Below are 13,754 nucleotides of genomic sequence, written 5' to 3'. Positions count from 1 at the left end.
ATGTGTAAATATATTTTAGAATAAACCTGTTATTTTATTATTTTCTTCATCAAAGTCAATTCCAACTGCGGCTGGCTTCTTTGGAAGTCCTGGCATTGTAAGAATTTTACCTGTAAGCACAACTACAAAGCCTGCGCCTGCATTTACATAAACTTCTCTTACATTAACATCGAAATTCTCTGGTCTGCCAAGTAAGCTTGCATCATCTGATAAAGAATACTGAGTCTTAGCCATACAAATAGGAAGCTTAGCAAAGCCAAGTTCTTCTAATCTAGCTAATTCCTTCTTTGCCTTTGAATCAAATGTTACATGACTTGCGCCATAAATTTCCTTAGTGATTGTGTTGATCTTATCTTCAAGGCTTAAATCAAGTGAATAAATTGGAGCGAAATTGCTTTCCTTCTTCTCAATTGTCTCTAATACCTTGTTAGCAAGCTCGATTCCACCTTCGCCGCCCTTAGCCCATACATTTGCCAATGCAAATTCACAGCCAAGGCTTTCACAATGTTCCTTAATGAATTCATATTCAGCCTGTGTATCTGAAATAAATGAATTAAGTGTTACTACTACTGGAACACCGTATTTGTGCATATTCTCGATATGCTTATCAAGATTTACGATACCTTTTTTGAGAGCTTCTAAGTTCTCCTCGTTTAAATCCTGCTTTGCAACGCCACCATTGTACTTTAAGGCTCTAACTGTTGCTACAATTACTACAGCATCTGGCTTAAGGCCTGCCATACGACACTTAATATCAAGGAACTTCTCAGCACCAAGATCTGCGCCAAATCCTGCCTCTGTAACTGTATAATCAGCAAGCTTAAGTGCAAGCTTTGTTGCTCTTACTGAGTTACATCCATGTGCAATATTAGCAAATGGGCCACCATGTACAAGTACTGGTGTATTCTCTAATGTCTGAATCATATTAGGCTTAATTGCATCCTTAAGTAAGGCTGCCATTGCACCTGTTGCCTTTAAATCTTTAGCTGTTACAGGCTCTCCAGCTCTATTATATGCAACGATAATATTGTCTAATCTTCTCTTTAAATCCTGCATATCTTCACAAAGACATAGGATAGCCATAATCTCAGATGCTACTGTAATTATGAAATGATCCTGTCTTGGAACACCATCAGTCTTCTCGCCAAGTCCAACTACAATATTACGTAATGCTCTATCATTCATATCAAGGCAACGCTTCCAAACAACTCTATTAACATCGATGTCAAGCTCGTTACCATGATGAATATGATTATCAAGCATAGCTGCTAATAGGTTGTTAGCAGAAGTTATTGCATGAAAATCTCCAGTAAAGTGTAGATTAAGGTCCTCCATAGGAACTACCTGAGCGTATCCGCCACCAGCTGCACCACCCTTAATACCAAAACATGGTCCAAGAGAAGGTTCTCTTAGTGCTGCTACAGTCTTCTTTCCTAACTTATTAAGTGCCTCTGTAAGTCCAATACTAATTGTAGTCTTACCCTCACCTGCTGGTGTTGGGTTAATTGCTGTAACTAGAATCAACTTACCATCCTCATTTTTTGAAACACGCTCAATAGCCTCATCGGAGATCTTAGCCTTATACTTGCCATACATCTCTAAATCGTCCTCAGAAATGTCTACTAACTTAGCCACTTCCTTGATGTGTTTCATTGTTGCTTCCTGTGCGATTTCAATATCACTTTTCACTGCCATACAAATCCTCCAAAAATAAAAGATACGTTTTGTAAACGCATGTAGATTGTACCATATTGTTAGTTCTCTCACAATTGCTATTTAAACACATTTACTATTCTAGCTATCTTTCCATAAAAGACTTATCTTAATTAACCATTTGCAAGATTATTGTTGAAATCCTCAAGGGACATCTCAACTTTTCTAGGTTTTGTTCCCATTTCCTGGCCAACAACCCCTGCATCAAAGAGCTGGTCCATGATTCTGCCGGCTCTGTTAAATCCAATTTTAAAATGTCTTTGAAGCATACCAATGGAACCCTTTTCGTTTTCAATAACGAAGCGTCCTGCCTCAGCAAATAAAGGATCTCTTTCATCCTGACTTTGTGACTGGCCAACTAAGGCTGCCCCAATTTCAGTCTTTGAAATGCTCTCATCATATACTACTGGTGGATTCTTTCTTTTTACATCCTCTACCATGTCTGCCACTTCTTCATCAGAAATAAAGGCGCCCTGCACTCTTAAAGGCTTTGGTAAATTTGAAGGGAAGTAGAGCATATCGCCCTTTCCAAGTAGTTTTTCAGCACCATTCATATCAAGGATAGTTCTTGAATCCACACCTGAGGATACTGCAAATGCAATTCTTGACGGTACATTTGCCTTAATAAGTCCAGTTACAACATTAACTGAAGGTCTTTGTGTTGCAATAACCATGTGAATTCCTGCAGCTCTTGCAAGCTGAGCAAGTCTACAGATTGCATCTTCAACTTCATTTGCAGAAACCATCATAAGATCAGCTAACTCATCAATAATAATAAGAATCTGTGGTTTCTTATCCTTAACAACTTCGCCCTGATCATCAATAATTTCGCCCTTAACAACCTTCTCATTATAACCTTCAAGGTTTCTAACACCGTATTTAGCAAAATCCTTATATCGTCTATCCATTTCAATAACTGCCCAGTTAAGCGCCTTAGCAGCTTCCTTAGGATCTGTTACAACTTTTTCAGCTAGATGTGGAATGCCATTATAAACACTAAGTTCAACCACCTTTGGATCTACCAAAATCATTCTTACATCTTCAGGAGATGCATTATATAAAATACTTGTAATAATTGTATTAATACAAACTGACTTACCAGAACCTGTAGCACCAGCAATAAGCATATGAGGCATCTTAGCAATATCCGCTAAAATTACCTTACCAGCAATATCTCTACCTGTAGCAAATACAAGCTTTGACTTAGCATTCTTAAATTCCTTAGATTCAATTAACTCTCTAAGTCCAACTGTTGTTGCTTCCTTATTAGGCACTTCAATACCAATGGCTGACTTACCAGGAATTGGTGCCTCAATTCTAATATCTGCTGCCGCAAGGCTTAACTTAATATCATCTGCAAGGGAAACGATTTTACTAACCTTAACTCCTTGTTCAGGCTGAATTTCATATCTTGTAACCGATGGGCCATAGCTAATTCCAACTACATCTACAGCTACACCAAAGTTAAGTAGTGTCTGTTTTAGTACTCTTGCAGTCTCATCATTCTTGCCTGTGGATGCACCAAGAAATGCAGTTTTTTTACTACGCTTAAGGCAGTTAATATCAGGCTTGTGATATTTCTTTTGATTGCCCTTTTCAAATGGAGTCTCCTTAGCTGCTGCCTGACCATAACTTTCAGTTAAGCTATCTCTAGCACCTGAACTAGCATGTGCATTAGGGTTTTCATAAGTATTAGAACTAGCATGTGCATTAGGGCTTGCATAAGCATTAGAACCTGCATTATAAGCCGATACAAAATCATTATCAGATGCAACATCTGCTCTTAAATCCTCATCTAATGCATTAGAAGCTTCCTGTGCTGCCTCGTTATGGCTTTCCTTATAGCTATCACCTTGATTATCACTGTAACTATCATTGTGATTATCGCCTTGATTATCATTATAAGCATCATCATAGTCTTCATCTGTCATTACGTTGTTAAAGCCATTAAAGACCTGATTGTTAGAATCTGGTTCATAAATATCCTTTGAATACTCATCCTCGGGATTAGAAATTGCCTCAACATTTTCTATATTAATATCCCCATCTCCTTGTCCGTTTCTTTCAATTAAAGTATCAGATGTAACGCCTAAAACTTTTCGTCCCATTCTTCTTGCTGGGCTCTTTTTCTTCTTTTTAGTTGAATCTATTTGTCCATTTTCTTCAATAGCGTTTTTGTTAGCATTTTTAGAAAAATGTCCATTTCTTTCAAGTTCTTCGTCTTCATCATCTTCATAATCTGCAAGGTCATTTTGTTCCTTATATTCAAAATAATCCTTCTTAGCTACTTCGATAAATTCCTTACTCTTAGTCTTAGCATTCTTCATGCCCTTAATAAAGGATTTCTCAGTGATTACCACGATGCAAATAATCATTAAAGCAAGCATAATCACAAACGATCCAACTGTTCCAAGAGGATATAAAATCTTACAAAGAAGGCCGCCAAAAAAGCCGCCGCCGATTTTGTCATTAGCACACACTGTAAAGAAGGAGAAAATGTTACCTTCAACTCTAGGTACATTTGTAATTCTCTGCCACATTGCAGCTAGGTCTACCATAAGGCCGTATACTGCAATAGCCTTGATTCGCGCAATCTTAATAAAGCTCTTGTTTACAGAAATAAAGATAATAGTTCCTGCCACAACAAATGGGAAGAAATATTCCATTACCCCAATAAAACCAAACATGAGCCACTTAATTGCTCTACCTACAGAACCTGCTAATTCGAAATTTGATAGGACTAAAATAGCAGCGCATGCAAATGCAATCAATACCACTATTTCTTCCTTTAGACCGTATTCTTCCTGAGCTTCCTCAGTCTTTTTTGCCTCTTCGCCCTTAGTCTTTTTATTTGAACTAGTCTTAGCATCACTGCTAGACTTACTATTTGCCCTACTTACTGTTTTTACTGGCCTTTTATTATTTTTACTAGCTAAAGCCATTTATGATTTCCTCCCGTCCCAAAGCATTCTTTAAACTTATTTATTATACCATATAAGCCAAAAGTAAAACAAGGAAGCGAAATGCAATTAAGCAAATCACTTCCTAATTTCACATATTATATTTGTTTGTATATGTCCAAACTTTTAAAACATTTTTAAAAATGAATCTAATCCTTAAATCAAGCAATTCTTAAGTTAGTCTTCATCATCTGATGCAGCATCAGCAAAACCCTGACGCTTTCTAGCCATTTCATCACTTTCAAGATACTCATCATAAGTTGTAATCTTATCGATTAACTGACCTGATGGAACGATCTCCATGATTCTATTAGCTGTTGTCTGAATGAACTGATGATCGTGTGAAGTAAAGATTGTCACACCATTAAACTTAATTAAAGCATTATTAAGGGCAGTAATTGATTCCATGTCTAAGTGGTTTGTAGGGTCATCAAATACTAAACAGTTACAACCCATAATCATCATCTTAGAAAGTAAACATCTAACCTTCTCGCCACCGGATAATACCTTAACCTTCTTAACGCCATCATCACCAGCAAATAACATTCTTCCAAGGAATCCTCTTACATATGTAGGATCTGGATCTGGTGAATACTGTGTTAACCATTCAACAATTGTATCTTCTCTATTAAACTCTGCAGCTGAATCCTTAGGGAAGTAACCCTGAGATGTTGTAACACCCCACTTGTAGCTACCTTCATCAGGTTCCATCTGACCTGTAATAATATTGAAAAGTGTTGTAGTTGCAAGCTCGTTAGAACCTACAAATGCAATCTTATCATCATGATTTACAATAAATGAAACGTTATCTAATACCTTAACACCATCAATTGTCTTAGAAATTCCTTCAACCTGTAATACTTCATTACCGATTTCTCTCTGTGGTCTAAAGTCGATATAAGGATACTTTCTTGAAGATGGTCTGATTTCATCAAGTTCGATCTTCTCTAAGGCTCTCTTTCTAGATGTAGCCTGCTTAGACTTAGAAGCATTAGCAGAGAATCTCTGGATGAAGTCCTGTAATTCCTTAATCTTTTCTTCCTTCTTCTTATTAGCTTCCTTCATCTGCTTAATAAGTAACTGGCTTGATTCATACCAGAAGTCGTAGTTACCAGCATATAACTGAATCTTAGCATAATCGATATCAGCGATATGAGTACATACCTTATTAAGGAAATATCTATCATGGGAAACAACAATAACTGTATTATCAAAGTTAATTAAGAACTCTTCTAACCAAGCAATGGCATCTAAATCTAAGTGGTTAGTAGGCTCATCAAGAAGTAAGATATCAGGGTTACCAAATAAAGCCTTAGCAAGTAATACCTTAACCTTAAGTGAACCATCAAGTTCGCTCATTAATTTATAGTGATTCTCTGTTTCAACACCTAAGCCATTAAGAAGCTGAGCAGCGTCTGACTCTGATTCCCAACCGTTCATATCAGCAAATTCTGCCTCTAATTCAGAAGCCTTATTACCATCTTCTTCAGTAAAGTCTTCCTTAGCATAAATTGCTTCCTTCTCCTTCATAATCTCATAAAGACGAGCATTACCCATAATTACAGTATCTAAAACAGTATATTCATCATACTTAAAGTGATCCTGCTCTAAGAAAGATAATCTCTGACCAGGTGTGATTGAAACATCACCCTTACTTGGCTCGATCTGGCCTGTTAAAATCTTAAGGAATGTTGACTTACCTGCACCGTTGGCACCAATAAGACCATAACAGTTACCTTCTGTAAACTTAATATTAACATCTTCAAAAAGAGCTTTCTTACCGATTCTCAATGTTACATTATTAGCACTAATCATCTAAATATAACCTCCAAATAGAAATACAAAGTATTTCAGTCTAATCTAAAATTACAAACAACGTGCCATTAAAGCACAAACATAATAATTATAGAGGTTATAAAGCCTAAATGCAAGTAAAACTAATTTACACATTTTAAAATAAAAATAACACCCCTGCTTCATGTATGCCATAAAACTGGGGTGTTATTTATCATCTTATCATAAATCTTCTTATTATATTTCCTTCTTATAATTATGAAAGAAATCTATTTCACTTCTATATTAGGAAATGTATATTTAAAAAATACATCAAAGGGATCGTCATTATAGCTTAGGGGTTGAATATACTTGTTATATTTCTCAACAATCCATGAAAAGCTAGCTGGCAAATCCTCATAATCGTACATCAAAAATCTCACATAAATAGCCTTTCTCTTAAGCAGCTTCTTTATCATATTTAATAAGAAGTCTCCATGTTCTGTCTGTAACACCGTCTCATCTAAAGAAACCACAATCATTTTATGTCCCACTATCATATTCTCAATTTCCTCATTTGTGATCTTCTCGCACATACTATTAATTTTAAAGATATTATAAAAATAATCCTCAAACATCTTTGTTAAATTAAAATTCGAAATTTTTGAATCATTAGATCCTAAATATAGCATAATTTCCTCCTACACTAATTTTTTCTTATAGTTCATTTTCTAACATTCTCTGTTTGTTTTCTTTTGGCTATACATTTTTTAAATAATTGTATAGTGTTTAATTTAATTGGTCTCAATTTAAGTTGCCTTAAAATATGTATAAAATATTCTCAAAACCATCCCATTTCTTAATTTAAGCCCTGGGATGTCTTTATCTTTGCAGTACATTTATGGTTAACTAAAACCCATCTTTTTGTATCTTCTTCTATCTTTTACTTTTATCTTTTACTTCGATCTTTTTGTGACTTCTTCCTTTATCTTCTTGTGGCTTTTTCTCTCATCTTTTAGCATAATATTAATCAATTGATTCTTTCTCTGTTAGTTTTTTGTTTTTTTACTTTTTCTTTAGTTTTTTCTTGATTAATCCAATCGAATCAGAAACTAAATCGCCAAATTTAAACTTTCAAATACGACTAGTGTAATCGTTTACATAATAGTCAAAAAAATAAGCGGGTATTTACATTTTTTTATACAGTAAATCCCCCCTTTTATCTGTGTTTGACTATTTATGAATTAGTTTGTGTTTTTGCAACGACAAAATATTATCAAAGGATTTTTTATTTGTAAAGTACTTTTTTTATATTTTTGCTAAAACATTTCTGTCCATATGTCTCCAATAAAGATTTTTTCTATATTTCTAGCATATAAATTTTTTTCGAATTTGAAAAATTGCATTTTGTATGTTTTTTCCTTTAATTTGTTTTTTAAATAAATTCTCTTTTGAAAAATAGCGACAACATTTTCCTAATAAAAAACTAGTTAATATAAAAATAACCAGCAAATACAAGCTTTTCGCCAATTAAACTGTAAGTTTAATTTCTTTTACGAAATCTTATATTTGCCGGTTTAAATTCATTTTTAAAAATCTTTTATAAGAATCTATTAACAATTAGAAAATATTAGCTATTAAAGTTCTTAATAAATTTTCCACAAAAAATTACTTCTCTGTTTCCAAAAAAACAACCCAATTTTAAAAACTAAGCTGTAATTGTTGTACCAGTTTTTCCATTAAGAGCATCTTTAGCCTTTTCAAGATTTGCAATTACTGCTCTTGAGCCTTCAATAGCTGAAACAAATCTAACTGATGCATCAACCTTAGGAAGTGTTGTAATTGCTGGGAAGTCGCCCTCGTTAATATGCTTAACAAGTGCCTCAACCTTAATGTCATCAACTTCCTCTTCCTTGTCTGTTCCAAGTCCGATTGTAAGCTTATCTGCAGCTGTTAAGAATAAAAGTGTCTTAGCGCCTGTAAATTCAGCAAGCTTAGCTGCTGTATAATCCTTTTCAATGATAGCTGAAGCGCCCTTAAGGTGTGTACCCTGCTGTAAAACAGGAATTCCGCCACCGCCAGCAGCAATAACTACCTGACCTGCATCAAGTAAAGCCTTGATTGCATCAATTTCATAAATATCAATAGGCATTGGAGCTGCAATAATTCTTCTAAACTTTCCTGGTTCCTCCTCAACTACGTGATTACCCTTCTCTTCCTCAGCTTCAGCCTCTTCCTTTGTCATATAGCGGCCGATAATCTTTGTTGGATTTGAAAATGCTTCATCAAAAGGATCAACTCTTACCTGAGTAATTACAGTTGAAACTGTCTTATAAATACCTCTGTTAAGAAGTTCCTCTCTAATAGCATTCTGTAAATCGTAACCAATGTAACCCTCGCTCATAGCGCCACAAACTGACATAGGAGCTACAGTTCTATCTTCTGGCTCAAGTCTAGCATATTCAGTCATAGCTGTCTGAATCATACCAACCTGTGGTCCATTACTATGAGTTACAACAACCTGATATTTGTCCTCAACTAAATCAGCAATTGCCTTAGCTGCTTTAGATACATTTATTTTCTGTTCATTAAATGTTGTACCAAACGCATTTCTTCCTAGTGCTACTACAATTCTTCTATTCTCCATATTTAAACCTCCAAAGTTAAAAAAAGATTAATTTAATTATAAAATAAAGCCCCTGCCTTCGCAAGGAAAATAAGCTATTTACTAGCTTTTCTCATAGTAAAGCGGACATTCGGAATCCGCTTCGCTACTTCCTCATGAACGCAGTGGCACTTTGTGCCACCTGTCAGAAGGGGCTTTAACCCCTTCTGACACTAGTAAGCTTTATACCCCCGCTTAAAGCTTACGCTTTTGAAGCGGGGGATTGCTTACACTGCGTTCAATTTTATTTAAAAATATATCCCTAAATTCTATCCTAATTTAATCGCTTCACAAAGCAAAAATAAAAAGACCCGACTTTACTTTATCAATGGATAAAAATAAAATCAGGTCTTTAAATTTACTTGCTTTATCTATGTTAGCTAAAATTCATCTAGAAAAATTTAAAAATAAAGTTGTTAGTTATCATTTGTAGAGCGGCTGTTGTCTCCTCAGTCTGGCTTGCAGCTGAGTCATTAGCCCACTGTAAAATGTCCATCATAAGATAATTTAGCGCAATTAATGCAACTGCTAAAATTACGATAATTACAAAAGGAACCCACTGATTCTTCTTTAAGCTTGATGAACCCTTACCGCTTCTGTTAGTTGAATTTAAATTCTTAAAATTACGACTGTCTACCATATTCTCTACCTTTCAGAAAATTTCTTACTTGGCTAGGATAACATTTTATGAACAAATAGTAAATAAAGTTTTTATAAAATGTTACTGAAAGACTATATTAGCCTTTTCCTTCTCGTCTTCTTGCTGCTTCTTTTGCATCATAAGCTTATAGGTGTCTAAAACAGCCTGCTTTTTCATCTCACTTACTGCCTCAGAATAATCTGTATCCTGCAACTGGCTTAAAACCCTTGACTGGTTATATGAAGCCATGCTGTTATAGGCTGTAATATGGGACATACTATTAGTTGTTGCACCTGTTTCTGAACGCATACTAGAAACTGTCTCTAAGGCAGCATCAATGTCTGATATATCAAAGTCTCCTGTTACGTCATAATCAGCAATTCCTAAGGCTTCTAGAGTCGAATTATATGTTGAAACTGTAGCTGTAGAACCATTCCCATCTGTAGCCACATTTAAATCGTCTTCGCTTCCATCAAGGAGTGAAATGCCATTGTAGTTAGTTGTATCTGCAATGTCTGTAATACCTTCTTTTAATTGATTAATCTCTTCTTGAATAGCAGCCTTTTCTGTTGAAGAAAGGGTATCGTTTGAAGCTTGAATTGATAGCTCCCTAATTTGCTGTAAATAGTCTGTAATACTTTCTAGGGCAGCATCTTCAATATTAAGCACCGATACTGCTGATTCTACGTTAGAACTTCCTACATCATAGGAATTAACTTGTGCCTCAGCGGCCTCTGATATAGCTAATTCCGCTGCGCCATCTGCTGCTGACTGTAATGAAACACCTGATGCAATAGAGCTGTAATAGTTACTTGAACTAGTTACACTTGATACTCCACTCATAAGATACCTCCAATTTATAATCCTTCTTTAAAAATGTTTTTCTGCCTATTAATTAGCCTCTTGTTATATTTATAGTACATTAGTACTAATATATTGTAAAGTGAACTTTTTGTGAAATGAAATACACATTTTACGCATAAAAAAAACTCCACTAGGAAATATCCTAGTGGAGCAAAATTCACAACTATATATCTTTCAATAATAAATCAAATTATAACTGAGGACCAGCTGCAACTAAAGCCTTACCAGCTTCGTTTGTCTCGTACTTCTTGAAGTTCTTAATGAATCTCTCAGAAAGATCCTTAGCCTTTGCTTCCCATTCAGTTGCATCTGCATATGTATCTCTTGGATCAAGAATTGCAGGATCAACACCTGGAAGTTCTGTAGGTACTTCGAAATCGAAGTAAGGAATCTTCTTTGTAGGAGCCTTTAATACATCACCTGAAAGGATTGCATCAATGATTCCACGAGTATCCTTAATAGAAATTCTCTTACCTGTACCATTCCAACCTGTGTTAACTAAGTAAGCCTTAGCACCGCTCTTTTCCATCTTCTTTACAAGTTCTTCAGCATACTTTGTTGGGTGAAGCTCAAGGAAAGCCTGACCGAAGCAAGCAGAGAATGTAGGTGTAGGTTCTGTAATACCTCTTTCTGTACCAGCAAGCTTAGCAGTAAATCCTGAAAGGAAGTAATACTTTGTCTGCTCTGGTGTAAGAATAGATACTGGAGGAAGTACTCCGAAAGCATCTGCTGAAAGGAAGATTACGTTATCTGCATCTGGACCAGAAGAAATCTTGTTAACCTTCTGAGCAATCTTATCGATATGATCGATTGGGTAAGATACACGAGTATTCTCTGTAACACTCTTATCTGTGAAATCAATCTTACCATTAGCATCAACTGTAACGTTCTCTAAAAGAGCGTTTCTCTTAATAGCGTTATAAATATCTGGTTCTGATTCCTTATCAAGACCGATAACCTTAGCGTAGCAACCACCTTCAAGGTTAAATACACCATTATCGTCCCAACCGTGCTCATCATCACCAATTAATAATCTCTTTGGATCTGTTGAAAGTGTTGTCTTACCTGTACCAGAAAGACCAAAGAAGATAGCTGTGTGCTTACCTTCCATATCTGTATTAGCTGAACAGTGCATTGAAGCCATTCCGCCAAGTGGTAAGAAGTAGTTCTGCATAGAGAACATACCCTTCTTCATTTCTCCACCGTACCATGTGTTAAGGATAACCTGCTCACGGCTTGTTACGTTGAAGAGAACTGCTGTCTCAGAGTTAAGACCAAGTTCCTTATAGTTTTCTACCTTAGCCTTTGAAGCTGTGTAAACAACGAAGTTTGGTTCGAAGTTAGCTTCTTCTTCAGCTGTTGGCTTAATGAACATGTTTCTAACAAAATGTGCCTGCCAAGCTACTTCCATGATGAAACGAACAGCAAGACGTGTTCCTTCATTAGCTCCACAGAAACCATCTACTACATAAAGTTTCTTACCAGAAAGCTCCTTAACTGCTAATTCTTTACAAGCCTCCCAAGCTTCCTGTGAAGCTGGATGGTTATCGTTAGGATATTCAGGTGTTGTCCACCATACTGTATCCTTAGACTTTTCATCCATAACGATGAACTTATCTTTAGGTGAACGTCCAGTATAAATACCTGTCATAACGTTTACTGCGCCTAATTCAGTAACCTGTCCCTTATCATATCCTGTAAGGCTTGGATCTGTCTCAGCCTTGTAAAGTTCTTCATAAGATGGGTTATAAATCACTTCAGTAGCGCCTGTGATCCCATACTTGCTTAAATCGATTGATGCCATAGTCAAAAACCTCTCTTTAATTTATTATTGTTATAATTTAAACAACTTAATTCCTATTATACATTAAAGATTGATAAAATCAATAGAATTCTTCTTGCAAACAAAAAATTGGTATGACATCTAAAAGTTAGTTGTTTAAAAATTAACATTCGTTGAAACCTAGTATTTATCTGCCTTTACATCACTTTACAAATTGGGTTGTCTGAAATTTAACACAGTTTTGTCTTAATTTTGTAATGTATTTTTTATGTATTTACTTAAAAAGTAAAGCAATTTCAGCCTAATTTCCTTAAATTATGTCCCATATTTTTTTATATTTTTTCCTATTTTTAAATTTTACTTTATTTTATTAGGTAATTATTTCAATATTATACATAAAATTCATACTTATACAAAGAATTAATTTCTAAATAAATTGATATTATCAGTTAATTTAAATAGTATCAGCTTTTATCTAAACTTATGTATTATTTATATGGAATTTTTCAAAAATCCACTTTATTTTATTAATCCAAATCTAATTTTTACTTAATTTGTATACAATATTTTGGAAAAAACTTTAGTAGAAAGATAAAGAATTCTATATAAACCATATGCTAAGTATAAAGATTTTTAGGAAACTAACACAGTACTAGTTTAAAAATGGTACCAAACTTGATTTGTATATCCCTATATTATCTGCTGGAGCAATTTAGAAGGATTAATAGATTTATTTCTATATTCCTTTAGATAAACTTATATAGCATTAGATCAGCCTATATAGCTCTGTATAGATTATTTAGCAGATATAACTTTATATGGCTTTTTAGCAAATATAGCTTATATGGCTTATATGACATCTATCTTCTTTATATGAGGTGATTTAATAGATAAGAGGTTTCTCTCTTAGAAAATGATTTAGGGGCTATATGGGCGAATTTAGAGCACAAAAAAAGCACCGGTAAAACCGATGCCTTAAATCTTAACAGGGGTGGAGAGAATCGAACTCCCACCAAAGGTTTTGGAGACCCCTATGATACCACTTCACCACACCCCTATAAGGAAATGTATTCATTCCTTCAAAACTGCACATTAAATATATTCATCCGTTTGATTATCCTTAAAGAATAACCCTCGTATTGTTCAGTGATTTCTCACTCTCTATCCAAACCTTAACCTTACTTGGTTAAGCCCTCGACCTATTAGTACAAATCAGCTCCACATGTCACCACGCTTCCACCTTTTGCCTATCAACCTCGTCGTCTTCAAGGGGTCTTACTACATTCGTATGGGATATCTCATCTTGAGGGGGGCTTCACGCTTAGATGCCTTCAGCGTTTATCCCGTCCCGACTTG

The 13,754-nt window shown here is 35.1% G+C and carries 8 protein-coding genes, 1 tRNA gene and 1 rRNA gene; all 10 read right to left on the bottom strand.

The genetic code is table 11. The features are described from left to right. Positions 1 to 15 precede the first annotated feature (15 nt). Positions 16 to 1,689 carry a formate--tetrahydrofolate ligase gene (locus BLQ66_RS09795; protein ID WP_074522108.1) on the bottom strand — a complete coding sequence of 558 codons (1,674 nt, stop codon included), beginning with the start codon at positions 1,687 to 1,689 and terminating at the stop codon, positions 16 to 18. Between the two features lie 137 nt (positions 1,690 to 1,826). Further along, positions 1,827 to 4,655, bottom strand: a complete 2,829-nt coding sequence (locus BLQ66_RS09790) for a DNA translocase FtsK (RefSeq protein WP_074522005.1) — start codon at positions 4,653 to 4,655, stop codon at positions 1,827 to 1,829. A 195-nt stretch (positions 4,656 to 4,850) separates the two neighbouring features. Continuing rightward, positions 4,851 to 6,488 (bottom strand): ABC-F family ATP-binding cassette domain-containing protein, encoded by a 1,638-nt coding sequence (locus BLQ66_RS09785; RefSeq protein ID WP_074522004.1) that lies wholly within the window; start codon positions 6,486 to 6,488, stop codon positions 4,851 to 4,853. Positions 6,489 to 6,736: 248 nt separating this feature from the next. Then, positions 6,737 to 7,138, bottom strand: coding sequence for a hypothetical protein (locus BLQ66_RS09780; RefSeq protein ID WP_074522003.1), 402 nt, complete (start codon positions 7,136 to 7,138; stop codon positions 6,737 to 6,739). 1,016 nt (positions 7,139 to 8,154) lie between these two features. Then, the gene (gene arcC, locus BLQ66_RS09775; protein WP_074522002.1) at positions 8,155 to 9,093 is read right to left on the bottom strand and encodes a carbamate kinase; all 939 of its coding nucleotides are present in this window, start codon (positions 9,091 to 9,093) and stop codon (positions 8,155 to 8,157) included. A 409-nt stretch (positions 9,094 to 9,502) separates the two neighbouring features. Beyond that, a complete protein-coding gene (locus BLQ66_RS09770; protein ID WP_027432126.1) occupies positions 9,503 to 9,751 on the bottom strand; it encodes a hypothetical protein in 249 nt (82 codons plus the stop codon). An 81-nt stretch (positions 9,752 to 9,832) separates the two neighbouring features. Continuing rightward, entirely contained in the window at positions 9,833 to 10,594 is a 762-nt protein-coding gene (locus BLQ66_RS09765) for a flagellin (protein WP_074522001.1), read from the bottom strand. Positions 10,595 to 10,805: 211 nt separating this feature from the next. Next, positions 10,806 to 12,419 carry a phosphoenolpyruvate carboxykinase (ATP) gene (pckA, locus tag BLQ66_RS09760; protein ID WP_074522000.1) on the bottom strand — a complete coding sequence of 538 codons (1,614 nt, stop codon included), beginning with the start codon at positions 12,417 to 12,419 and terminating at the stop codon, positions 10,806 to 10,808. Between the two features lie 965 nt (positions 12,420 to 13,384). After that, a tRNA-Trp gene (locus tag BLQ66_RS09755) sits at positions 13,385 to 13,455 on the bottom strand. A gap of 125 nt (positions 13,456 to 13,580) precedes the next feature. Then, positions 13,581 to 13,754, bottom strand: a 23S ribosomal RNA gene (locus BLQ66_RS09750); the annotation flags it as partial.

The sequence above is a fragment of the Lachnospira pectinoschiza genome (genome assembly GCF_900103815.1).
Lineage (GTDB): Bacteria > Bacillota > Clostridia > Lachnospirales > Lachnospiraceae > Lachnospira > Lachnospira pectinoschiza_B.
The sequence above is the reverse complement of the archived record's forward strand: the minus strand, read 5'-3'. Positions and strand labels throughout refer to the sequence as shown.

What these genes read in the sequence shown, in the direction of transcription:
- pckA (WP_074522000.1), bottom strand. Translation starts at nt 12,419, where the DNA reads ATGGCATCAATCGATTTAAGCAAGTATGGGATCACAGGCGCTACTGAA.
- BLQ66_RS09765 (WP_074522001.1), bottom strand. Translation starts at nt 10,594, where the DNA reads ATGAGTGGAGTATCAAGTGTAACTAGTTCAAGTAACTATTACAGCTCT.
- BLQ66_RS09780 (WP_074522003.1), bottom strand. Translation starts at nt 7,138, where the DNA reads ATGCTATATTTAGGATCTAATGATTCAAAAATTTCGAATTTTAATTTA.
- BLQ66_RS09770 (WP_027432126.1), bottom strand. Translation starts at nt 9,751, where the DNA reads ATGGTAGACAGTCGTAATTTTAAGAATTTAAATTCAACTAACAGAAGC.
- BLQ66_RS09785 (WP_074522004.1), bottom strand. Translation starts at nt 6,488, where the DNA reads ATGATTAGTGCTAATAATGTAACATTGAGAATCGGTAAGAAAGCTCTT.
- arcC (WP_074522002.1), bottom strand. Translation starts at nt 9,093, where the DNA reads ATGGAGAATAGAAGAATTGTAGTAGCACTAGGAAGAAATGCGTTTGGT.
- BLQ66_RS09790 (WP_074522005.1), bottom strand. Translation starts at nt 4,655, where the DNA reads ATGGCTTTAGCTAGTAAAAATAATAAAAGGCCAGTAAAAACAGTAAGT.